This is a genomic window from Bathymodiolus heckerae thiotrophic gill symbiont (assembly GCF_900128515.1).
GTDB lineage: Bacteria > Pseudomonadota > Gammaproteobacteria > PS1 > Pseudothioglobaceae > Thioglobus_A.
The window spans coordinates 1-24897 of the sequence record NZ_FQTP01000019.1 but is presented as its reverse complement, the minus strand read 5'-3'; the positions used below and the strand labels follow the sequence as shown (position 1 = coordinate 24897).

Annotated in this window: 15 protein-coding genes, 2 tRNA genes, 3 rRNA genes and 1 pseudogene; 17 read left to right on the top strand and 4 right to left on the bottom strand. The window is 40.0% G+C overall.

Features of this window, described 5'->3' with window-relative positions:
• The first annotated feature begins 84 nt into the window (after positions 1–84).
• Positions 85–366, top strand: coding sequence for a MarR family transcriptional regulator (locus BTHERMOSOX_RS03925; protein WP_138119626.1), 282 nt, complete (start codon positions 85–87; stop codon positions 364–366).
• 246 nt (positions 367–612) lie between these two features.
• Here BTHERMOSOX_RS03925 and mfd read toward each other — a convergent pair whose 3' ends face one another.
• Together mfd and BTHERMOSOX_RS03915 are read right to left on the bottom strand one after the other, a co-directional pair.
• Positions 613–4041 (bottom strand): transcription-repair coupling factor, encoded by a 3429-nt coding sequence (mfd, locus tag BTHERMOSOX_RS03920; protein ID WP_138119624.1) that lies wholly within the window; start codon positions 4039–4041, stop codon positions 613–615.
• Positions 4042–4045: 4 nt separating this feature from the next.
• A complete protein-coding gene (locus tag BTHERMOSOX_RS03915) occupies positions 4046–4681 on the bottom strand; it encodes a Maf family protein (RefSeq protein WP_138119622.1) in 636 nt (211 codons plus the stop codon).
• A gap of 23 nt (positions 4682–4704) precedes the next feature.
• Between BTHERMOSOX_RS03915 and folA the strand changes: the two genes are divergently transcribed.
• Together folA and BTHERMOSOX_RS03905 are read left to right on the top strand one after the other, a co-directional pair.
• A complete protein-coding gene (gene folA / locus BTHERMOSOX_RS03910; RefSeq protein ID WP_138119620.1) occupies positions 4705–5190 on the top strand; it encodes a type 3 dihydrofolate reductase in 486 nt (161 codons plus the stop codon).
• Between the two features lie 2 nt (positions 5191–5192).
• On the top strand, positions 5193–5375 hold the full coding sequence (locus tag BTHERMOSOX_RS03905; protein WP_138119618.1) for a DUF6726 family protein: 183 nt from the start codon (positions 5193–5195) through the stop codon (positions 5373–5375).
• 54 nt (positions 5376–5429) lie between these two features.
• Here BTHERMOSOX_RS03905 and gltB read toward each other — a convergent pair whose 3' ends face one another.
• Positions 5430–9932, bottom strand: coding sequence for a glutamate synthase large subunit (gene gltB, locus BTHERMOSOX_RS03900; RefSeq protein ID WP_138119616.1), 4503 nt, complete (start codon positions 9930–9932; stop codon positions 5430–5432).
• Between the two features lie 157 nt (positions 9933–10089).
• Between gltB and yaaA the strand changes: the two genes are divergently transcribed.
• Both yaaA and BTHERMOSOX_RS03890 read left to right on the top strand, forming a co-directional pair.
• Positions 10090–10842, top strand: coding sequence for a peroxide stress protein YaaA (gene yaaA / locus BTHERMOSOX_RS03895; RefSeq protein ID WP_138119614.1), 753 nt, complete (start codon positions 10090–10092; stop codon positions 10840–10842).
• A 56-nt stretch (positions 10843–10898) separates the two neighbouring features.
• Positions 10899–11507, top strand: a complete 609-nt coding sequence (locus tag BTHERMOSOX_RS03890; RefSeq protein WP_138119612.1) for a ComF family protein — start codon at positions 10899–10901, stop codon at positions 11505–11507.
• Here BTHERMOSOX_RS03890 and BTHERMOSOX_RS03885 read toward each other — a convergent pair whose 3' ends face one another.
• Positions 11508–12431: a Nudix family hydrolase gene (locus tag BTHERMOSOX_RS03885; protein WP_138119610.1), complete on the bottom strand. Its 924-nt coding sequence runs from the start codon at positions 12429–12431 to the stop codon at positions 11508–11510.
• A gap of 47 nt (positions 12432–12478) precedes the next feature.
• On the opposite strand from BTHERMOSOX_RS03885, the gene gshA reads away from it, so the two are divergent.
• The 12 genes and pseudogenes from gshA to BTHERMOSOX_RS03825 form a co-directional block, all read left to right on the top strand.
• Complete coding sequence (gshA, locus tag BTHERMOSOX_RS03880) at positions 12479–14020, top strand: glutamate--cysteine ligase (RefSeq protein WP_138119608.1); 1542 nt, start codon at positions 12479–12481, stop codon at positions 14018–14020.
• A 2-nt stretch (positions 14021–14022) separates the two neighbouring features.
• Positions 14023–15366 (top strand): tRNA uridine-5-carboxymethylaminomethyl(34) synthesis GTPase MnmE, encoded by a 1344-nt coding sequence (gene mnmE, locus BTHERMOSOX_RS03875; RefSeq protein WP_138119606.1) that lies wholly within the window; start codon positions 14023–14025, stop codon positions 15364–15366.
• A 6-nt stretch (positions 15367–15372) separates the two neighbouring features.
• Positions 15373–16851, top strand: a complete 1479-nt coding sequence (locus tag BTHERMOSOX_RS03870; RefSeq protein ID WP_138119604.1) for an ATP-binding protein — start codon at positions 15373–15375, stop codon at positions 16849–16851.
• Positions 16852–16854: 3 nt separating this feature from the next.
• Positions 16855–17484 (top strand): response regulator, encoded by a 630-nt coding sequence (locus tag BTHERMOSOX_RS03865; RefSeq protein ID WP_138119602.1) that lies wholly within the window; start codon positions 16855–16857, stop codon positions 17482–17484.
• Between the two features lie 10 nt (positions 17485–17494).
• On the top strand, positions 17495–17977 hold the full coding sequence (locus BTHERMOSOX_RS03860; RefSeq protein ID WP_138119600.1) for a rhodanese-like domain-containing protein: 483 nt from the start codon (positions 17495–17497) through the stop codon (positions 17975–17977).
• A gap of 359 nt (positions 17978–18336) precedes the next feature.
• A 16S ribosomal RNA gene (locus tag BTHERMOSOX_RS03855) occupies positions 18337–19881 on the top strand.
• Between the two features lie 91 nt (positions 19882–19972).
• A tRNA-Ile gene (locus BTHERMOSOX_RS03850) sits at positions 19973–20049 on the top strand.
• 26 nt (positions 20050–20075) lie between these two features.
• A tRNA-Ala gene (locus BTHERMOSOX_RS03845) sits at positions 20076–20151 on the top strand.
• A gap of 334 nt (positions 20152–20485) precedes the next feature.
• Positions 20486–23377: ribosomal RNA gene (locus BTHERMOSOX_RS03840) — 23S ribosomal RNA — on the top strand.
• Between the two features lie 196 nt (positions 23378–23573).
• A 5S ribosomal RNA gene (gene rrf, locus BTHERMOSOX_RS03835) occupies positions 23574–23689 on the top strand.
• Together the 16S, 23S and 5S rRNA genes with 2 tRNA genes alongside form the textbook arrangement of a ribosomal RNA operon.
• 193 nt (positions 23690–23882) lie before the next feature.
• Positions 23883–24482: a LysE family translocator gene (locus tag BTHERMOSOX_RS03830; protein ID WP_138119598.1), complete on the top strand. Its 600-nt coding sequence runs from the start codon at positions 23883–23885 to the stop codon at positions 24480–24482.
• 130 nt (positions 24483–24612) lie between these two features.
• A pseudogene (locus BTHERMOSOX_RS03825) lies at positions 24613–24897 on the top strand (IS1595-like element ISBaz1 family transposase); the annotation flags it as partial.

The window sequence follows — 24897 nt, the reverse complement described above, 5'->3', positions numbered from 1 at the left end:
GATTTAAACTAAATAGCTTTCTAGAAAATAAAAAAGAAGCTATAATTCGTTATAAATTGAAGACTTTGAGGAGAGTTAAAAAATATGAAAGCACTAGAAAAATTATTTGAATTGCGATGCTCACTAGACGCTTATGAGCGTGAAATGGGTTTTGACAAGTTGTCAGAAGTTGAAAAATCAGTATTAGAGTTTGTAATGCACAGCAAGGATGCAAATATTACTGCTATTACTAAAAACCAGTATTTTTTAAAATATTCGCTGTCAACTATTAAACGTGCTGTAGGTGTGTTGTTAACGGATAATATTATTACCGCAACGCAGTCTAGCGCCGACAAACGCTCTATGATCTTAACTTATAACAAGTAATTTTGTTTGAAAATATAATCGCTTTTATGAGCATGTTTTTTAGCCGCCTATCTTATGATGGTTTTTGGTGAATACGCGCTTGAATTAAGTGCGCTATTCTATTTGTCACTAGATGTAAGTGCAAAATTTTAATGTACCTTTTGTTTGGCTTCAGAGTGTTGCTAGGCATTATTGCAGCATGCGTTGTTAGTGGCGTCGTATTATTTAATTCATGGAATGGCAATCTGCTACTAGGTATTTTGGCAGCTAATTTAGTTTTTTCAGTAAATTTTCTACCAACTCAATGCGTCTAATGTCTTCAGGCATATCTTCTTTGACAATTAACTGATTTTGACCCTTAAGTTGGTAGTTTTTAGGCTGTTTTTGGATTAATTGAATGATTTTGATTGGTTCTATGATGTTTTTAGTGCCAAAAGTGATGATGGCTTTGTCGTCATAGAGGCTAATTTCATCAATCCCGATTTTTTCGCAAAAAAGTTTCAGGCGTGTATTAGCAAATAAGTGTTTGGTTGAATCTGGCAATAAGCCAAAACGATCAATCATCTCTATTTGTAATTCTTTAAGCTCTTTGTTGGTCTTACAGCTAGCAATGCGTTTGTATAAAACTAAGCGCTCATGCACGTCTTCCAAGTAGCTTCGAGGAATGATTGATGGCAAGCCGCAATCAATTTGGATTTCATGATTGATTGGATCGTCTAAGTTGATTTTACGACCGGCGCGCATGGCATCAATGGTGCGTTTGAGTAAATCATGATAAAGGTTAAAGCCAATTTCGCTAATTTTTCCAGATTGATTGTCACCCAGTAGATCACCTGCACCCCGAATTTCTAAATCATGATTAGCCAACATAAATCCCGCACCAAGCTCCTCTAAAGATTCAATCGCATCTAGTCGTTTTTTCGCATCTTTAGAAAGTGATTGATGTGATTTAATAATCAAGTAAGCATACGCACGATGATGCGATCGTCCAACACGACCACGAAGTTGATGCAATTGGGCTAATCCAAAATTTTGCGCATTATTAATAATAATGGTGTTAGCGTTAGGAATATCGATACCTGTCTCAATAATGGTAGTGCAGACTAAAATTTGAAAGCGTGCATGATAGAAATCACTCATGATGCGTTCCAATTCACGCGTCGGCATTTGCCCGTGAGCAATCCGCACATGCACATTTGGCATTAGCTCTTTAAGGCTCTCCGCCATGTTATCAATTGAATCAATGTCATTGTGAACAACAAATATTTGCCCACCACGATGTAGTTCACGAGAACAGGCTTCTTGAATATTACCATCTTTCCATTCTTGTACAAAGGTCTGAATTGCACTTCGTTTGGCGGGCGGGGTGGCAATAATAGACAATTCACGTAACGATCCCAGTGCCATATTTAGCGTTCTTGGAATAGGGGTTGCTGTCATGGTGAGAATATCACTTTGACCACGCAGTTTTTTAAGCGCTTCTTTTTGCTTGACGCCAAAACGATGCTCTTCATCGATAATTACTAGGCCTAAATTTTTATACTTAATACCGCCTTGGATAATTTTATGTGTACCAATAACGATATCAATATTGCCTGAATTCAGTTTTTCAACAATTAGTTTTTGCTCTTTAGGGGTTTTGAATCTGGATAGGGACGCTATTTCAACAGGGTAGTCGATAAATCGATCAATAAAAGATTGATGATGTTGGTTAGCTAATAAGGTGGTTGGTACCAAAATAGCTACTTGTTTTCCAGCATCTACCGCGACAAAAGCAGCACGCATGGCTATTTCAGTTTTACCAAAGCCTACATCGCCACATACTAATCGATCCATAGGTTTGTGGGATTGCATGTCAGCTAATACTTCACCCATGGTTTTAAGTTGATCAGGTGTTTCCTCAAATGGAAAGCTAGTCACAAACGAAGAATAAGCATCGTTTGGTTTAGGAAATGAAAATCCTGTTTGTGATTCACGTTTGGCATAAATTTCTAATAATTCTGCAGCAACATCATGCAATGCTTCACCTGCTTTCTTTTTAGCTTTACTCCATTGTGGCGTTCCAAGTTTATGTAGCGGTGCACTATCAGGTGAAGCGCCTGAATAACGAGAAATTAAGTTCAGTGAGGTCATTGGCACCATAAGTTTAGCGCCACCAGCATATTCAAGTTGCAAGAAATCTTGAGATAAGCCATCATATGTTTGTGTTTTTAAGCCTAGGTAGCGGCCAACACCGTAATTTTCGTGAACGATTGGATCGCCTTTTTTAATCTCGACTAAGCTTTTAATGGCTTCATCAAAGTCTTTGTGTTTGGCGCGACGTCTGCGTTGCTGTTGAACGACATCTTGGCCAAATAAATTTTCTTCAGTGATAATGGCAATATCATCACTGAGCAACCCTTGTGCTAGCGATTGATTGGCGATGTTAAGTCGCTTGTCGCCTTTAACAAAACTCTGCCAATTGGCGGTTGATTGTGCTTCTAGGCCATGGTTGGCTAGCAACTCTTCTAAAACACTTTGTCTACCTTGAGATTGGCAAACAATTAATACTCTTTTTTTGAATCGAGCAATAAAGGCAGACAACTTCGCCAATGGATTTTTCGCCTGAGGATCAATTCTCAATGGTGGCAATAATTTAGAGCCGAAATTAATATTTCCACTTTTATTGTCTAGTTTAGAGTGGCCAATCACAAGCTGAGATTGCTGCTTAATGGCCGAAAATAAATGATCTTTGCTTAAAAATACTTGGCTAATGTCTAATGGCTGGCGATCTAAATCTTGCTTGGCATGGTCAAAACGCGATTGAATATTGGCGTAAGTATGATCAACTTGATCGCTAAACCCAGCAGAAGTGGCAATAGTAATTGAGTCGGGCAAATACTCAAACAAGGTGTTGGTCTTGTTAAAAAATAGTGGTAAGTAGAATTCAATGCCACCCGGCAATCGACCCTCGCTGATTTCTGTATAAATGAAACCTTGTTTGGCAAATGCCCGGCCATAATTGCGCTTGAACAATTCAATACTTGAATCATCTGTTGCAAACTCACGTGCCGGTAATAAAACAATTTCTTTAACTTGTGTTTCACTTCTCTGTGTCGAAGTGTCAAAGGTTCGCATGGTTTCTATTTCTTGATCAAATAGATCTATTCTGTAGGGTGATTTAGCACCCATTGGGTATAGATCAATCATTGATCCCCTGATATTAAACTCACCATGCTCCATGACGGTGGTAACGCGGTTATAACCAATTTTCAATAATTTTTCACTAAAATCATGAGTTTCTAGACGATCACCGATTTTAATATTAAAACTATATTTTTCACTAAACTCAATTGGACACAGGCGTGAAAATAGCGTTTCTAAGGTGGTAATAATAATGCCACTGTTTAATTTTCGTAATTTTGATAACGTACTTAGACGTTTTGAGGTGATGTCTGGATGTGGCGAAAATTGGTCATAAGCTAATACCTCCCAGTTATCAAAGATAAGAATGTCTAAACCGTGGTTGTAAAAATTTAACGAATTATAAAGACTGTCTAAATGTGCAATGTCATTGGCAATGAGCAAGACAACTTGGGGTTGTCGCTGTACATATTCAATTAATGCGAGGGCATCAGCGCTGCCGTATAAAGATCCCCAATAAGTTTTTCGACCTGAGTTTGAAGCACTAACCTCATCAGGATATAAATAAGACATTGACTTATACCTTAGGGCTGAGGATATCAATGCCTTCGTTTTCTAATAGCTGAATAAGCTTAATTAGTGGCAGGCCAATTAATGTATTGGGATCATTACCCTCAAGAGCGCTAAACAAGCTAATGCCTAGTCCTTCTGATTTAAAACTACCCGCGCAATTGTATGGCTGTTCTTTTTTAAGATAATGATCAATTTGTTGAGTGCTAAGATCTCTGAAAACTACTCTAAAAGTTTCTACAATTGTTTGAATATTGTTGGTATTTGTATTTAAAAGACACAAACTTGTAACGAATGTCACAGTATTTCCAGAACATTCGATAAGTTGTTTAATGGCATTTTCATGTGTGTGTGGCTTGCCTAATACTTGATCATCAGCGCCTTTTCCATCTTGCAGCGTTGCCACTTGGTCTGAAGCAATAATTAAGCCATTATGAGATTTGGCTACTTCTTTGGCTTTGAATTCTGCCAAACGATAAACTAATTGTTCAGGCGTTTCGTCTGATTTTCTTGATTCATCTATGTCTGGCGAGTGGGTTGAAAACACCAAACCAAGCTTATTTAAAAGTTCTTTTCGAAAGGGTGAGGAGGAAGCGAGAATTAATGCCACGAGTGTTACCAGTGTTTGTAAAATAGAAGTCATTTTACGTTATTTAGGGCTTTTTCATGCGCTTATCCATCATCGTTGCAATGGACGACAATCAACTCATCGGTAAAGATAATGCTTTACCGTGGCATTTACCCGCTGATTTGGGTTATTTTAAAGAGACCACCACAGGAAAAACCGTACTAATGGGTAGAAAGACTTATGAGTCGATCGGCTTTCCCTTGCCAAATCGCCGCAACGTGATTGTTAGTCGTAACGCTGATTTTACGGCTAAAGGTTGTGAAGTGGTCAGTAGCATTACGGCGGCTTTAGAGTTGGCTAAGCATGATGATGAGGTTATGATTATGGGTGGTGCGTCTTTTTATGAGCAAATGCTGCCAAGTGTTGATCGTTTATACATTACCCAAATTGAAGGATCTTATGAAGGCGATGCACATTTTCCAACATTTGATCGATCTGACTTTTCTGAAAGCTTTAGAGAGTCACACCAGCCTGATGATAAAAATCCGCACACGTATTACTTTACAATTTTAGATAGAAAATAAGTATGTTTAAATTTATGACATTAATATTAGCTGTTTTATTATTATCAAGTTGTGTATTAACCAAGGTTGTAACTGTGCCGATGCGTGTAGGTGGTGCTATTATTTCAGTGATCCCTATTGTTGGCGATGGTATTGATGAGGCTATTGATGATGCAGCTGATGTGATTGATGCTGTACCAATTTAAAATCAAATTTTAAGTATTAAAAAAGGGTTGCCATTGCAACCCTTTTTAGTGAACTTACTTTTTAGCATTTTCAGCCAGAACTCGTTTTAGGTCTTTTGGCATAACCTTGATGAAGTGTTTGATTTCATCATTCCAGTTATCTAGAATACGCTGAGCAACGACTGACCTGGTTAACTTAGCATGATCAGTAACAAAGACTTTAAGCTCAGTTTTCGCTTCATCATCCATTGGATCAAGATCAATCGTAACCGGGTTAACCATGTCTTTAAATGTATCATTTGGGTTATAAATATAAGCAATACCACCACTCATACCTGCACCAAAGTTACGACCCACTTCACCTAGAACGGTAACGCGTCCACCAGTCATATATTCACAACCATGATCGCCAATACCTTCTACAACAGCCATAACACCAGAATTACGAACACAGAATCTTTCTGAAACACAACCCGACAAGTATATTTCACCACCTGTTGCACCGTAGCCACAAACATTACCTGCGATGATTTCATCTTCAGAATTAAAAGTTGAATTTTTAGGCGGATAAACAATAACTTTACCCCCTGATAAGCCTTTGCCGACGAAGTCGTTGGCATCACCTTCCACTTCTAGGGTAATGCCTTTAGCGGTAAATGCGCCTAATGATTGACCAGCAGAACCAGTAAACTTCACATGAATGCTATCGTCATTTAAAGTGTTTCCACCACGTGCTTTAACCAAGTGTGATGAAAGCATCGCACCAACTGCACGATCAACATTGGTAATTTTGCTATCAATATGTACCGGTTTGTCATTATCAATTAATGATTTTGACTGCTCGAATAGCTCATTATCAATTTGTAGTTCTAGTTGATGATCTTGAGTAATGGTTTGATAAGTGCCAGTATCTGCATGTGGCTTTTGTGCCGGCGTTAATAATGCATCCAAATTAATTGTGCCTTGTTTCCAATGCTCAATTGCTTTATTCATTTCCAACATATCAACTCGACCAATCATTTCGTTAACTGTTTTAAAGCCAAGATCTGCCATAATCATGCGCAATTCTTTAGCAACCATAAACAGGTAGTTGACAATATATTCTGGTTTGCCAGTAAATTTCTTGCGTAACTCTTTGTCTTGCGTTGCAATACCTACTGGGCAAGTATTTAAATGACATTTACGCATCATAATACAACCCACGGTGATTAGTGGCGCGGTTGAAAATCCGAATTCTTCTGCACCTAGTAATACGCCAATCGCAACATCACGACCGGTTTTTAGCTGGCCATCTGTTTGAATTACCACGCGAGAGCGTAGACCATTCATCACTAGGGTTTGGTGTGTCTCAGCAAGGCCAAGCTCCCACGGCAAACCTGCATGTTTGATTGAGGTTAGTGGTGATGCACCTGTACCACCATCATGACCAGCAATAACAATGTGGTCAGATTTTGCTTTGGTTACGCCAGCTGCAATAGTTCCTACGCCCACTTCTGCTACTAATTTCACACTAATACGCGCTTCTGGGTTAGAACGTTTTAAGTCAAAAATAAGCTGTGATAAATCTTCAATAGAATAAATGTCATGATGAGGAGGAGGAGAGATTAAACCCACGCCCGGTGTTGAGTGTCGAATAGCAGCAATGTCTTCATCTACTTTTGAGCCTGGTAATTCGCCACCTTCACCTGGCTTGGCACCTTGTGATACTTTAATTTGAATTTCGTCTGCATTGTTTAAGTAATCGATAGTAACACCGAAACGACCAGAGGCTACTTGCTTAATGGCACTACGACGTGAATCACCATTTTCATCTGCTGTCCAGCGCTTAGCGTCTTCACCACCTTCACCTGTGTTTGATTTGCCGCCTAAGCGGTTCATAGCAATGGCAAGTGATTCGTGAGACTCTGCAGAAATAGAGCCAAAACTCATAGCGCCAGTGGCAAATCGCTTGACAATTTCTTGTGCCGATTCAACTTCATCAATTGAAATTGAATTGCCTTGTTTAAATGACATTAGCCCACGTAATGTTGAATTACGAGTGCCTTCTTCATTGGCATGCTTAGAGAATGCCCAATAAGCAGATTCATCATTATTTTTAGCAGCCAATTGTAGGTTTGAAATTGCTCTCGGATCCCACATGTGTGTTTCGCCACCACTTCTCCAGTGGTATTGGCCAGGGTTGTCTAGTGTTTCAGTGTTGTAAGCGTGGTTGTGGCGTTTTTCACCTTCAGCTTGTAGAATGTCAAAGTTCACGCCATCGATACGTGATGCGGTTTCAAAAAAACATTTCTCCATTATTTCTGGCGCCAAGCCAACCGCTTCAAAGATTTGTGCACCTTTGTATGACTCTAATGTAGAAATACCCATTTTGGCCATCACTTTAAGCATGCCTTTGGCAACACCTTTGCGATAAGCGGCAATGATAGCTTCATCACTATTCATGCTAATCATATCATCTCTGCGTGCTTGCCATAGTGCTTCAAAAGCCAAGTAAGGGTTGATCGCATCAGCACCGAAACCCGTTAATAAGCAGAAATGATGAACTTCGCGAGCTTCGCCTGTTTCTACAATAATGCCAACTTGTGTTCTTTCTGAGCTTGCCACTAAATAACGGTGTAGTGCTGAAGAGGCTAATAAACTTGATACCGCAACACGGTTTGTGCCAATATTGCGATCAGATAAAATAATTAAGCTGTGACCATCTTTAATAGCTTGAGAGCCTTGCGTACAAATGTCGTCTAGTAAATCAGAGATTTTTTTGCTTTCATTGATGTCATAAGTAATATCAATGGTTTTGCTGGTCCAACCACGATGATTACAATGCCTTAGTGCGGCAGTCTCTTCGTTGGTTAAGATTGGATGCTCGATTACTAAGCGATGAGCATTTTCAGCTTTGTTGGTTAATAGATTTCCTTCTGGTCCAATTGAGCAACGTAGTGACATAACCACTTCTTCGCGAATAGAGTCGATCGCTGGATTGGTAACTTGAGCAAATAATTGTTTAAAGTAATCATAAATAAGTCGAGCTTGATCAGATAAACAAGCCAAGGCTGAATCATTACCCATTGATCCTACTGGATCACGAAGCTCATTTACCAGTGGTAGCAGCATAAATTGCAAAGTTTCAGTGCTATATCCAAATGCTTTTAAGCGGTGTATCAACGATTCAGGATGAAATCCATGAGACTCAGCTGCACAGTTAAGTTCTGATAAATATATTTGTTGGTCGTCTAGCCACTCTCTGTACGGATTCTTAGCAGCAAATTCAGCCTTAATGGTCTCATCATCAACCAATTCACCCTTGTCAAAATCAACTAAGAACATTTTTCCTGGGCGTAATCGGCCTTTGGTTTTAACATTATCCGTTGCGACATCAACCACACCAACTTCAGAAGCCATAATAACGCGATCATCATGAGTAAGGTAGTAGCGTGAAGGACGTAATCCATTACGATCAAGCACGGCGCCAATATAACGACCATCAGTAAAGGCAATGGAAGCTGGACCATCCCACGGCTCCATTACATTTGAGAAATATTCATAAAATGCTTTTCTTTCGTCACTCATATTGGTGTCATTTTGCCAAGCTTCAGGCACCATCATTAGTACCGCCTCTTGTAAGCTACGACCATTCATCATTAAGAATTCTAAAACATTGTCAAAACTACCTGAGTCAGAAACATCAGTTTCAATAACTGGTAGTGTTTTGTCTAGGTTGTCAGTAAATAATTCACTTTCTAATGCGCCTTCACGAGCGCGCATCCAGTTGTAGTTTCCTTGGCGTGTATTGATTTCACCATTGTGAGACATGTAGCGACAAGGTTGCGCTCTGTCCCATGATGGAAATGTATTAGTTGAGAATCTTGAATGCACCATGGCAAGATATGTTGCATACTCAGGGTTAGATAAATCTGTATAAAAATCAAGTACTTGTGACCCCATCAACATACCTTTATAGATAATGATGGTGGTAGATAAACTACAAACATAAAATAATGCTGCTTCTGATAAAGCCTCATCAGTACGAATGGCATGTGATGTTTGTTTTCTAATGACAAATAATGCACGTTCAAAAGCTTTGGTATCAATGTTGTCAGCTTTAGCAATAATAAGTTGCTTAATGATTGGTTGAGATTCTTTAGCGATGTTGCCAACATTAGCTTTGTGAGTATCAATAGGAACATCTCTCCAGCCAATTAATGTTTGACCTTCGCTAGTAATCGACTTTTCTAATAATGTTATACAATGTGCGCGTTGTGATTCATCTTGTGGCAAGAAAACATTACCCACAGCGTAATCACCTTGAGCTACTGAAGTGTTAAACAGAGTGTGAATTTCAGCGGTAAAGAAATCATGTGGGATATTGGTTAGAATGCCGGCGCCATCGCCAGTGTTTGTTTCGCAACCACAGCCACCGCGATGATCCATACGAGTTAGCATTTCTAATGCATCTAGCGTAATTTGATGAGAGGGTTCACCCTTAATATGAGCGATAAAGCCAACGCCACAATTTTCCTTTTCATTGCTAGGAGAATAAAGACCGTGCGCTTTTGGCAAATGTAATGGTGGGGTTTTCATAGGCTAAAATTTACAAAATAAAGATCGAAAAAAATCTCCTAATTATAAACTAAAATGCCCTTCTATTTAAGCTGAAATCCCTTAGTGTCAGAGTGCATATGCTTCGTGCAATAAGGTAGAATATTTATTAATTATTCATTTTAAAAAAAGCTGGACTATGTTAGCGGTTATCTCTCCTTCTAAAACTCAAGATTTTTCCACACCAGATATACATGATCATACATTTACTCGCCAATTAGACGAGTCGAAAGTACTGGTGAATATTCTCAAAGATAAAACCCAAAATGAGCTGATTAAATTAATGTCAATCAGTGAAAAATTAGCCACACTCAATTATGATCGATTCCAAGATTTTTCCACACCATTCAATTTTGAAAATTCCAAGCAAGCATTGCTGGCTTTTAAAGGCGATGTTTATACGGGTATTGATGTGCCTAATTTGTCCAAAAAAGATTTAGAATTTGCACAAAATCACCTGCGCATGTTGTCCGGCTTGTATGGTGTTATTCGTCCGTTGGATTTAATTGCGCCGTATCGTTTAGAAATGGGCACTAGACTTGAAAATCCAAAAGGTAAGAATTTGTATGAATTTTGGGGTGATAAAATTTCTAAAGTATTGAATGAAGATGAGCCTGAAGTGATTATTAATCTTGCTTCTAATGAATATTTTAAAGGCATTGATAAAAAAGCACTAAAAGCCAAAATCATTAATATTGCCTTTAAGGAGTTCAAAGGCGACAAATATAAAATTATTGGTATTTATGCTAAGCGCGCGCGAGGGCTTATGGTTCAATTTATGATTAAAAATCGTATTATCAATGCCGATGATTTAAAAGCATTTAAAATGGAAGATTATTGCTTTAGAGAAGACATGTCAGATTCAACAACATGGGTATTTACACGAGGTTAGCCCCTTTTATACCTAAACAGTCTTGTGTGCTTTGCACCGAGCGGTCAATATTTTGTGTGTGCGAATATTGCGAGCAAAGCCTTCAGGTTAGCCAGCATCGATGTCGCTCATGTGCAGTACCTTTAAATTCTGATTTGCATTTTTGTGGCGCTTGTTTGACCCATGCGCCATTATTTGCTAATGCCTATGCGTTGTATGATTATTCGGGTGTTTGTGCTAATTTAATTAAGCGTTTTAAGTTTGATCATCAGCTCTGTATTGGTGATTTTTTTGCGCATAAATTGCATGAAAAGTATCTTAACCTTGTTAGTGATCAAGGTGAGTACGACGCCATTATTCCATTACCATTAAGTGCAAATCGTTTGCGTGAAAGAGGCTATAACCAAACTCATGAATTGCTTAGAGTTATCGCCAAAAAATCAAATATTTTGATTGATCGAACCAGTGTTAAACGTATCAAATTAACGCGCGCATTATCAACCTTAAATTTAGAAGAGCGAAAAATTGAAATTAACAATGCATTCAGCGCCCAAGCTATGATTTATAACAAGGTGTTATTGGTCGATGATGTAATGACCACAGGATCTAGTTTAAATGAATTGGCAAAAACCGTTTTAAAGGCAGGCGCTAAGTCGTGTGACGTGTTAACGGTTGCTAGAGCTTAGTTAAAAGGCGCTGACGCCAGCAATGCCTTGCGCACCAATTTCTAATGCTTTGTCTAAATCATCAAGAGTCATTCCGCCTAAAAAGTACACGGGAATGTTAAGTTTATTCACGACTTCTTGTGCAGCTTCCCAGCCTATTGGTACAGTATCGGGATGTGTTTGTGTGGCCTGTACTGGCGAGATAACGACAAAATCAGCGCCTAGCTTTTGTGCGCTTAATGCTTCATCTAGGTTGTGAGTTGATACACCTAAAAGTTTATCATCAGCACAAGGTCTTGATTCTAAATTGAGCATTTCACTGGTGGTAAGATGCCAGCCATCACAATAGGTTTCGTCAAAGGTTTTATCAACTGTATTTAGTAGTAGTTTGACATTATGCTGTTGGCATTTGTTGTGAAGTTCTTTGATAAATTCAACCTCTAATTTGGCTTTGCTACGAAGTTGGATTAGACTAATGCCCTGGGATATTTTTTCATTAAATTTCGTCATCCACTCGTCACCTTCATGGTTTGATGATGGTGTGATCCAGTATTTATTTGGCAATGTAATTGAGTTAATAAAAGCTTTCATGGTAGGTAGCAGGTTAAAGTTTGACAGATCATCAATATCACTCCAAGTAATTTCTTGCCCTTCAATACCTTTCGGGGTTTGTTGATATTGAATGATGTTATAGATGCTTAATTCTACCCGATGTTCTGGATAATCATAAACCATAGTTTGATGTAAAGATAACTCGACTACACCAATGCTTAGCTCTTCTTTTAACTCCCTAATAACAGCTTCTTCATTAGACTCTCCAGGGTCAATTTTTCCACCAGGAAGCTCCCAAAATCCACCCATAAATTGATGATCTTGGCGCTTGGCAATGAGAATTTGTTGAGTATTATTACGCAAAACCCCAACAACGGCCTTGATTGTCTTCATTTGATCAGCTAATGGTAAAATAGCCCTTATTTTAATTCGTAAGTCCTTTGAATATAGAGCAAAAAATCCAATTACTCCAGCCCCATGCACAATTACTTTCTGGTAATTTAATGGGCATTGAAAAAGAAGGTTTGCGTATTTCGAAAAAAGGCGGACTATCTCAAGCGCCACACCCAGACTCATTGGGCTGTGCGTTAACACATCCTAATATCACCACGGATTTTTCAGAATCATTGCTGGAGCTAGTTACTCCGCCGTTATCCAGTGCGAAAGCAGTGCTTAATTTTTTGCAAGATACACAGCATTATTTGTATTGCCGTTTGCCTAAAGATCAAAATTTTTGGCCGGCAAGTATGCCTTGTGTCATTCGCGGGGAAACTTTTATCCCTATTGCACAATATGGTTCTAGCAATCGTGGCAAGATGAAAACTGTTTACAGACAAGGCTTGGCTAATCGTTATGGTAGTGTAATGCAAACCATTGCAGGAATTCATTTCAACTATTCAATCTCACAAGAATTTATTGACAAAGCATGTCGATTAACATTAATTGGCCAAAGTAAAGATGAAGCTTATATGGCGCTTACTCGTAATGTAGTGCGTTATGGCTGGATTATTCCGTATTTGTTTGGCGCTTCACCCGCTGTATGTAAATCATTCTTAAAAGGGTATCATCAGCATTCATTGGTTGAATTTAATAAATCTACTTTATATGAGCCCTATGCAACTTCATTGCGCATGGGAGATATTGGCTATCAAAATTTGCGTGAAGATGAGGCCGGCGTTAAGGCGAACTACAATTCTTTGAGTCATTATGTGCATTCACTTAAAGCTGGCATGGCAGCAAGTTGTAGTGAGTATGAAAAAATCGGCATTAAAAAAAATGGCGAATATCAGCAGCTTAATGCTAATATTTTACAAATTGAAAATGAATACTATGCCTCTGTGCGCCCTAAGCCAGTTATTAAGTCTGGTCAAAAACCATTAGATAGTTTAAGTGATGATGGCATTGCTTATATTGAATTAAGGTCTTTAGATCTCAATCCATCATTGCCAATGGGTATTGATGAGCCCCAAATTCATTTTTTAGAAGTGTTTTTGTTGTTTTGCCTATTAAAAGACTCTCCAGCTATTTCAACACGCGAACAGGTTGAAATTGATACTAATGATCAATTAGTAACCCATGAAGGGCGTAAACCAGGGTTAATGCTTAAATATCAGTTATCTGAAATCTCTATTGCTGAACTGGGTAGCGAGCTAACAACAGAGTTGCGCTTGTGTGCTGGTCTATTTGGCGATGTTTATATTAAGGATGTGAGCGACATTGCTCGACGTTTTGATAATCCAGAGTTGACGCCTTCTGCACAAACATTAACTAGGATGAAAAATAAAAATCAAGGCTTCTTTGATGATACCAATACTTTTGCTAAGCAATATCGACGAGAATTTCTATCCAATGATGTTAATCAAGCACATTTTAATTATCTAGATGAGCAAGCGCAACAATCCTGTAAATCCCAGCAAGCAATTGAAGAGTCTGATACCATGAGTTTTGATCAGTATTTAACGCAATATTTTGAGCAGGTTTAGAGATGACTGATACACAGACAACTATTTGCGCATTGGCCAGCAGTATTGGTAAAGGCGGTATTGGTGTAGTGCGTGTGTCAGGCCCACTGAGTCAGGCCATCGCCAAACAGATGTTGGGCTTTGTACCTAAGCCTCGTTATGCGCACTACGGCTCTTTCTTTGATCAAGATAAAATAGAAATTGATCAAGGTATTGCGCTATTTTTTCCAGGGCCAAATTCCTTTACCGGAGAGGATGTGCTTGAGTTTCAAGGCCATGGCGGTATTAGCGTGATGCGCTCTTTGTTGGGATCATCGATTGCTTTGGGTGCGCATGCGGCAGAGCCAGGAGAGTTTTCAAAACGTGCCTTTTTAAATGGAAAAATGGATTTAGTGCAGGTTGAAGCAGTTGCAGATATTATTGATGCAAGCTCTGAGCAGGCTTCTCGTTCTGCACTTAGGTCGTTATCAGGTGTTTTTTCCAAGCAAGTTAATAAGCTGACCCGATCCATTATTGATTTACGTATTTTTGTAGAAGCGACGATTGACTTCTCAGATGAGGAAATCGATTTTTTGCAATCAGATCAAGTTAAAGAAAAAACTCAAGCGATTAGAGCTGAAATTGAGCAAATTTTGCATTCGGCTACTCAAGGTGCAATTCTGCGTGAAGGTTTAAATGTGGCCATTGCTGGAAAGCCAAATGCGGGTAAGTCCTCATTATTAAATGCATTAACACAACGCTCCAGTGCTATTGTTACTGATATTGCTGGTACCACTAGAGACGTCTTGCGTGAAACCATACATATTAATGGTATGCCACTTAATATTATTGACACTGCTGGGCTTCATGATAGTGACGATGTGGTTGAAAAAGAAGGTATTAAAAGAGCGCGCGATGTTATTGCAAAAGCAGATGTGGTACTAATGATGTATGACGCCCAAGATAAGAAGCCTGATTTTTCATTATTGCCCGAAGATATTACTTATAAGCATTTACTAGTTGTTAAAAATAAGATTGATCTAACAGGCGAATCGGTTGAAAGAGCTCAAGTTGATGGTAATGTGCAACTATCAATTTGTGCAAAAGAAGTTAAAGGCATTGATCTACTTAAGCAAGAATTGTCAGATATTGCTGGTTTAGATAGTAGTACAGAAGGAGTGGTGCTTGCTAGAAAACGTCACATTATTGCACTTGAAGAATCACTCGAAAGTATTAATAATGCCTTATTGCAGCTTGATGGTGGTGCTATTGAGCTTATGGCTGAAGATTTACGCCACGGCGGGCAGGCTATGGCAAGTATTACCGGTGAATTCTCTTCGGATGATTTATTGGGCGAAATATTCTCTTCTTTTTGTATTGGCAAGTAGGCTAGCATGAATATTAAGATTAAATTTTATTTATATTTTGTTGTAACAGCACTATTGTCACCAATACTGGTTGCTGAGATTGGACTTGCTTACGATACATATAATGCTGTTGATATTTTATTGATTGTCTTAATTTTATTGATTTACTTTGGTTTGTATTTGTCTATTCGTAAGGATTTCTTGTTGCCTTTTGCAGATCTACAAAATTGGGTGGTTAGCTTTAAAACTAACCAGGCTATTCGTTTAGACGAAGCCCAAGAAACAACGTTTCGTCCAGTTGCTGCAGCGATCAATCATTTAATTGATGAAAACCAACATCTTTACGATGACATGGAAAGCATTCTTAAAAAGCAAATTCAACGTCTTAGTCAAAAGTCAGCTTCTTTAGAGACATTATATAGCGTCTCATCAAAACTCAATCAACTGCACTCAACACAAGAATTATTTGAATATTTTTTAGGTATGTTTGTAAGTATGACTGGTGCAAGTTCTGGCGCTGCAAGAAGCTTAGCAGAAGATGGCGAGCTTTACTTGGTGGCACAGAAAGGTGTGATTGACGAACAAGGCTTGGAGTATCAAGTCTTAAGCAGCGACTGTTTTTGTGGTGAAGTGGCAATGGCAGAAAAGGCTGGTGTACAGTTTAGTGTACATAATTGTGCAAAATGTGTCGGCAATGAATCAACACAAGTGGCTGATGTTGGTACAATTTTTATTCCATTGCGCCATCATGGAAAAACCCTGGGAATTTTTAATTTATTTTTTGATCAAGAGCCATCACTAGCTTATGATGAGCGTGCTTTATTAGAATCTATTGCTGAGAATATTGCCATTGCACTTGATAAATCAACACTGGATGAGCAGACTAAACGCATGGAGCTTTCTCAAGAGCGTTTGTTCTTATCTCAAGAAATTCATGATTCTTTGGCGCAAACAATTTATAGCTTAAAATTACAAGTGAGTGTTTTGGGTAATTCTTTAAAGCAAGCCAAACAGATTGATGCCTATCATCAAATTGAGGCTTTGCAAACTAACATCACCCAAGCCAACCAAGAATTACGCGAGCTAATGTGTAATTTCCGTATACCTTTAGATCCTAAAGGTATAGAAGTATCGTTAGAGAATCTAGCCAATCGTTTTAAATCAGAAGAGGGTATTGCGACTTATTTACAAGTGGAAGGTAGATTTAAGGTTGATTCAGAAGTTGAGATGCAAATTATGCGCATTACCCAAGAGGCATTGTCCAATATTCGTAAACACGCCAAAGCGCGTAATGTTAGAATTTTATTAACCGCCAAGCCTTATCCTCAATTATTAATTGAAGACGATGGTATTGGCTTTGCAAAAGATCAGAATACCAGCGAAATAATGGGGAATAATATTGGCATGAATATTATGCAAGAACGCGCCCAGAGGGTGGGCGCAGAAATTGAAGTCGAGTCAGAGGTTGACGAAGGCACTCGAATTACCGTTAGATTTAAAGAGTAATACATGAAGATATATATTATTGATGACCACGCATTATTTAGAAATGGCTTAATTGCTTTATTAGAATCTAAAAGTATTTCTGCCAGTGCAGCATCATCACCCGAACAAGGCCTGGAAGAAATAGAGTCAATCACTGTGGATATCATTCTTCTAGATTTGCGTATGCCGCAAATGTCAGGCATTGAAGTACTTAAAATTATTAAAGAGCGAAAAATTACAATCCCCGTAGTCATGTTGACCACAAGTACTGAAGAGACAGATTTGCGAGATTGTCTTAAATATGGCGCACAGGGTTATTTGTTAAAAAATATGGATCCCGATGAGTTAGTTGATGCACTCAATGAAACAGTTAAAGGTGCCATTGTTGTTGCACAAGACATGACTCACGTGCTGGCTAAGGTTTTGCGAGATGAATTAACTGATAGTGAGCCGTCATTTGAATTATTAACCAATCGTGAAAAAGAGGTGGCTTGTCAGGTATCTATAGGACACAGTAATAAAGTTATTGCTAGAGAATTGGGCATTTCTGATGGCACAGTTAAACTACACGTAAAAGCAATTTTACGAAAGCTAGAATTATCATCACGAGTAGAGGTGGCGGTATTGGTTACTGAAAAAGGTTATTGTAAATAGAGATAACATTATGGATAGATATCAACAATTAGTGCAAAATGCATTAGCAGCTGTCAGTGAAGTGTTTCCATGGGACTTGGAGGAAGAGATTGAAAACGATCAAGGTCTCATACTATTAGACATAAGAGAAGCGAATGAATTTAAGATAATGCATATACGAAATTCACTACATGTGCCAAGAGGCGTTTTAGAGGGTGCATGCGTCTGGAATTATGATGACACGGTGCCCGCATTGGCAAAAACACGAGATCAAAATATTGTTGTTATTTGTCGATCTGGCAATAGAAGTGTACTTGCTGTACAAACAATGCAGCTGATGGGATTTGAAAATGTACGTTCCTTAAAGATGGGAATCAAAGGCTGGAACGATAATGATATTGAAATGGTCGATGAAAATCAAAAAATCGTTGATATTGATGAAGCTGACGAATGGCTTAATAGGGCGGTTTCAGAGGATAAGTTAACACCTCAACAAGTTAATTTAAAAAATTAGTCAAATAATACTTGACCACAGAAAAAATCTTAGTATAATTCTTTTCTTTCACTGCACCGAAATAGTAAAAAAGTTTCTTGCAAAGAAAGTTGAAAATAAGTGTTGACAAGTTAAATATACGCTGTATAATTTCTATCTTTCACTGCATAATAAATTTACATTTTTTGCAGTAGCTCTTTAAAAAACTATCAAATAACTTGTGTGGGCACTCGTACAATAAAAATTGTGCAGTGCACACGAAACAATTGCATTTATTTGTGATTGTTCCGACAAAACAAAAGCAAAATCAGCTTTTAAAAAAATTGAACGCAAAGCGCATTTATTTATAAATGTTGCCAATGTTCTAAATAGTTAGAATTAAACTGAAGAGTTTGATCCTGGCTCAGATTGAACGCTGGCGGTATGCTTAACACATGCAAGTCGAACGGAAACGATACTAGCTTGCTAGTAGGCGTCGAGTGGCGGACGGGTGAGTAACGCGTAGGAATCTGCCTGATAGTGGGGGATAGCCCAGAGAAATCTGGATTAATACCGCATAATCTCTATGGAGAAAAGGAGCCCTCTTCTTGAAAGGTTTCGCTATCAGATGAGCCTGCGTAAGATTAGCTTGTTGGTGAGGTAAAAGCTCACCAAGGCGACGATCTTTAGCTGGTCTGAGAGGATGATCAGCCACACTGGAACTGAGACACGGTCCAGACTCCTACGGGAGGCAGCAGTGGGGAATATTGGACAATGGGCGCAAGCCTGATCCAGCAATACCGCGTGTGTGAAGAAGGCCTGAGGGTTGTAAAGCACTTTCAATTGTGAAGAAAAGCTAATGGTTAATACCCATTAGCCTTGACGTTAACTTTAGAAGAAGCACCGGCTAACTCCGTGCCAGCAGCCGCGGTAATACGGAGGGTGCAAGCGTTAATCGGAATTACTGGGCGTAAAGCGTGCGTAGGTGGTTTGTTAAGTTAGATGTGAAAGCCCTGGGCTCAACCTAGGAACTGCATTTAAAACTGGCAAACTAGAGTATAGGAGAGGAAAGTGGAATTTCAGGTGTAGCGGTGAAATGCGTAGATATCTGAAGGAACATCAATGGCGAAGGCAGCTTTCTGGACTAATACTGACACTGAGGTACGAAAGCGTGGGTAGCAAACAGGATTAGATACCCTGGTAGTCCACGCCGTAAACGATGACAACTAGCCGTTGGGAGGATTTACCTCTTAGTGGCGAAGCTAACGCGTTAAGTTGTCCGCCTGGGGAGTACGGCCGCAAGGCTAAAACTCAAAGGAATTGACGGGGACCCGCACAAGCGGTGGAGCATGTGGTTTAATTCGATGCAACGCGAAGAACCTTACCTGGTCTTGACATACAGAGAACTTTCTAGAGATAGATTGGTGCCTTCGGGAACTCTGATACAGGTGCTGCATGGCTGTCGTCAGCTCGTGTCGTGAGATGTTGGGTTAAGTCCCGTAACGAGCGCAACCCTTATCCTTATTTGCCAGCACATCATGGTGGGAACTATAAGGAGACTGCCGGTGATAAACCGGAGGAAGGCGGGGACGACGTCAAGTCATCATGGCCCTTACGACCAGGGCTACACACGTGCTACAATGGGAAGGACAAAGGGTCGCAACCTCGCGAGAGCAAGCTAATCTCATAAACCTTTTCGTAGTCCGGATCGGAGTCTGCAACTCGACTCCGTGAAGTCGGAATCGCTAGTAATCGTAGATCAGAATGCTACGGTGAATACGTTCCCGGGTCTTGTACACACCGCCCGTCATACCATGGGAGTGGGTTGCACCAGAAGTGGCTAGTCTAACTGTTTACAGGGGACGGTCACCACGGTGTGATTCATGACTGGGGTAAAGTCGTAACAAGGTAACCCTAGCGGAAGCTGGGGTTGGATCACCTCCTTAAGAAAAGTATGAGTGTCCACAACAAGTTATTTGATAAATTTAAAGAAGATAGACTAAGTGTTCCCTAGAAACAAGTTACTTGTTTCGTCCAGGGTCTGTAGCTCAGTTGGTTAGAGCGCACCCCTGATAAGGGTGAGGTCGGTGGTTCAAATCCACCCAGACCCACCATTTTATGATATTATCATAACTTATTTGGGGCCATAGCTCAGCTGGGAGAGCGCTTGCCTTGCACGCAAGAGGTCGGGAGTTCGATCCTCCCTGGCTCCACCACTTAATCTTAAGTTTAAAAACTTAAACAAGATAACACAATTGTTACTTTGTTTAAGTTTTTATGCCGCGCCTTCGGGTGTGGAGCTCTTTAACAATTTAATACATGAAGTAAAGTTTGTAAATATACAATATAACAACGCGATGACTGTTGTGATGACAGTTATCATTGGTGTATTGCATTGACACAACAATTTCAAAAAAAATGGATTCTCATTGAGAGATTAATTTCTCTCTTTGATAAATAAAAATATAGAATTCACCGATTGTGATTTATCACAATTTGTGACTTCTTGGTGAATAAGAACCATGTAACTCAGATACTTTGGGGTTATATGGTCAAGTGAATAAGTGCATACGACGGATGCCTTGGCATTAGAAGGCGATGAAGGACGTGATAATCTGCGATAAGCTTCGGTTAGCTGATAAATTAGCTTTAACCCGGAGATCTCCGAATGGGAAAACCCGATGGTCATCAGACCATTATCTTTGACTGAATACATAGGTCACTGAAGCTAACCTAGGGAACTGAAACATCTAAGTACCTAGAGGAAAAGAAATCAACCGAGATTCCCTTAGTAGCGGCGAGCGAACGGGGATCAGCCCTTAAGCATATTTTAAATTACTAGAATGATCTGGAAAGTTCAACGATACAGGGTGATAGTCCCGTATAGGAAAATTTAATTTATGTGAAATCGAGTAAGGCGGCGCACGTGAAACGCTGTTTGAATATGGGGGGACCACCCTCCAAGGCTAAATACTCTCTAATGACCGATAGTGAACAAGTACCGTGAGGGAAAGGCGAAAAGAACCCCGGGAGGGGAGTGAAATAGAACCTGAAATCGTATGCATACAAGCAGTAGGAGCGGATTTATTCCGTGACTGCGTACCTTTTGTATAATGGGTCAGCGACTTACTTCTCAGTTGCAAGGTTAACCAATAGGGGAGCCGTAGGGAAACCGAGTCTTAAATGGGCGATTAGTAGCTGGGAGTAGACCCGAAACCGGGTGATCTATCCATGGCCAGGGTGAAGGTTAGGTAAAACTAACTGGAGGCCCGAACCCACTTATGTTGAAAAATGAGGGGATGAGCTGTGGATAGGGGTGAAAGGCCAAACAAACCCGGAGATAGCTGGTTCTCTCCGAAATCTATTTAGGTAGAGCCTCATGTATTACTTCAGGGGGTAGAGCACTGTTATGGCTAGCGGGTCGTCAAGACTTAGTAAACCATTGCAAACTCCGAATACCTGAAAGTATGAGCATGGGAGACACACTGCGGGTGCTAACGTCCGTAGTGGAAAGGGAAACAACCCAGACCGTCAGCTAAGGTCCCAAAATTGTAGTTAAGTGGGAAACGATGTGAAAAGGCCCAGACAGCCAGGAGGTTGGCTTAGAAGCAGCCATTCCTTTAAAGAGTGCGTAATAGCTCACTGGTCGAGTCGGTTTGCGCGGAAGATTTAACGGGGCTAAAACTACATACCGAAGCTACGGATCATAATTTATTATGATGGTAGGAGAGCGTTCTGTAAGCCGTTGAAGGTGTCCTGTGAGGGATGCTGGAGGTATCAGAAGTGCGAATGCTGACATGAGTAACGATAAAGGGGGTGAAAAACCCCCTCGCCAGAAGTCCAAGGTTTCCTACGCAACGTTAATCGGCGTAGGGTTAGTCGGCCCCTAAGGCGAGGCAGAAATGCGTAGTCGATGGGAAACAGGTTAATATTCCTGTACTTCATATAACTGCGATGGGAAGACGGAGAAGGTTAGCTCAGCAAGGCGACGGTTATCCTTGTTCAAGCGTGTAGAAATGGTTCTTAGGAAAATCCGGGAACCTCTATTTCAAGGCGTGATAACGAGCCCTCTTTTGGGCGAAGTGAGTGATACCATGCTTCCAGGAAAATCCTCTAAGCTATAGGTTATATGAAACCGTACCCCAAACCGACACAGGTGGACGAGATGAGAATTCTAAGGCGCTTGAGAGAACTCGGGTGAAGGAACTAGGCAAAATGACACCGTAACTTCGGGAGAAGGTGTGCTCTTTGTAGGTAAAATCACTAGCTGATGAAGCTGAAAAGAGTTGAAGATACCAGGTGGCTCCGACTGTTTATTAAAAACACAGCACTCTGCAAACACGTAAGTGGACGTATAGGGTGTGACGCCTGCCCGGTGCTTGAAGGTTAATTGATGAGGTTAGGATTCGTCCGAAGCTTTTGATCGAAGCCCAAGTAAACGGCGGCCGTAACTATAACGGTCCTAAGGTAGCGAAATTCCTTGTCGGGTAAGTTCCGACCTGCACGAATGGCGTAACGAGGGCCACACTGTCTCCACCCGAGACTCAGTGAAATTGAAATTGCTGTTAAGATGCAGTATACCCGCGGCCAGACGGAAAGACCCCGTGCACCTTTACTACAGCTTTGCATTGAACTCTGATCCTACTTGTGTAGGATAGCTGGGAGGCTTTGAAGCTTGAACGCTAGTTTGAGTGGAGCCAATCTTGAAATACCAGCCTGGTATGGTTGGAGTTCTAACCTAGGTCCGTAATCCGGATCGGGGACAATGCATGGTGGGTAGTTTGACTGGGGCGGTCTCCTCCCAAAGAGTAACGGAGGAGCGCAAAGGTACCCTCAGCACGGTCGGACATCGTGCAATGAGCGCAAAGGTAAAAGGGTGCTTGACTGCGAGACTGACACGTCGAGCAGGTAGGAAACTAGGTCTTAGTGATCCGGTGGTTCTGAGTGGAAGGACCATCGCTCAACGGATAAAAGGTACGCCGGGGATAACAGGCTGATACCGCCCAAGAGTTCACATCGACGGCGGTGTTTGGCACCTCGATGTCGGCTCATCACATCCTGGGGCTGAAGCAGGTCCCAAGGGTATGGCTGTTCGCCATTTAAAGTGGTACGCGAGCTGGGTTTAGAACGTCGTGAGACAGTTCGGTCCCTATCTACCGTGGGCGTTGGAGACTTGAGGGAAGCTATTCTTAGTACGAGAGGACCGGAATGGACAAACCTCTGGTGTTTCGGTTGTGACGCCAGTCGCATTGCCGAGTAGCTATGTTTGGAAAGGATAACCGCTGAAAGCATCTAAGCGGGAAGCCCCTCCCAAGATAAGGTCTCCCTGAGAGTTTAACTCTCCTAAAGATCCCTCGAAGACTACGAGGTTGATAGGTACGGTGTGGAAGAGTGGCGACACTTGAAGCTAACGTATACTAATTGATCGTGAGGCTTGACCATATAACACCCAAATTATTTGAATAGTTAATATTCAATCCATAATTTTTTGTGTTGATGTGTCATGCAATACACTGATGTACAGTGACAAACTTATTACATGTATTAATATTGTTATACCTCCGATTATTTATAATCAAGGTATAAAAACTTTTAAATTCGTAAATACTGCATTTATGCAGTGGTTGCAAATAGTTTGCTTAGTGACAATAGCGAGTGTGACCCACCTGATCCCATCCCGAACTCAGAAGTGAAACCACTTAGCGCCGATGGTAGTGTGGGGTCTCCCCATGTGAGAGTAGGACATTGCTAGGCTTTAAATTCTAAAAATACCCAAACCTTAAGTTAAGGTTTGGGTATTTTTTTGTTTAAAACTCAGTGGTAAAGATAAAAAAAGCTAATTAGCACTTATGGGAGGCAAGAAATTGTTTACCGGGGTGCACCAAGCGATTGCTTCAGGCACTCTAATGTATAATAAATCTAGCGAATATTTTTACAAGGAAAAGCTATGAATTTTCAATATTTTTTATTATTTTTTAGCCTAATGTTTCCTTTGGTATCTAGTCCAGGACCTGCAAATATAGTTTTTGCTATGTCCGGAATGCAGCAAGGTGTCAAAAAATCAATCCCATTGATATTGGGTGTGGACTTGGTGTTTATTCTTTGTTCACTTATTATTGGCTTTGGACTGGGTGAGGCTTTAAAACGTTATCCTGATGTAGTCACTGTTTTGCAATTATTAGGCGCCTTATATATCATATATTTATCCTATAAATTTATCCAACCAGTAAAAAAAACACAACAAAAGCAACAAAAACATTACACGTTTATAGATGGCGTTGTTTTACAGATGCTCAATCCTAAAGGTTGGACAATATTATTTTTAATGTTTTCAGTATTGCTTGATAGTAGTTTTGATAAAAACATGCAAATTACGTATTTGGTAATTATGCTGGCAGTTTTAAATATTTCAACGCACTTTATCTGGGTGGCGGCAGGTAGTGTTATATCTAAATTGACACAAGATCCAATAATAGAAAAAAGTTTAAATTACTTTTTTTCCATTTTGTTGGCGTTAGTTGCTGTTTGGTTGTTGTTATCGTTATAAAACTAACAACACTCTAAAATTCATACTTGATTTTATTATATTTTTTGGGTCATGACAACCCAAGCATATTTAAAATCATGTTAAAGTACCGTTATGAAAGTAAAAAAACAAGTATGTAAATCGTTCCCGTATTTCAGAGAAGAAATTTAGAGAAATAATTAAGTATTTTTCTCTTGATTTGAACGCAGTTCAAATCAAGGAATTAACAGGATTGAGCAGACAAACAATCAACAAATATTTAACCGCTATTAGGCTTAGAATTGTAGAACTATCCATACTTCAATCTGCCCCCACTAGTGGGGCAGATTGAAGTCGATGAAAGCTATTTTGGCGCACGGCGCGTCCGCGGAAAACGCGGCCGTGGCGCCTTAGGGAAAACCATTGTTTTTGGCTTGCTAAAAAGAGGTGATAAGGT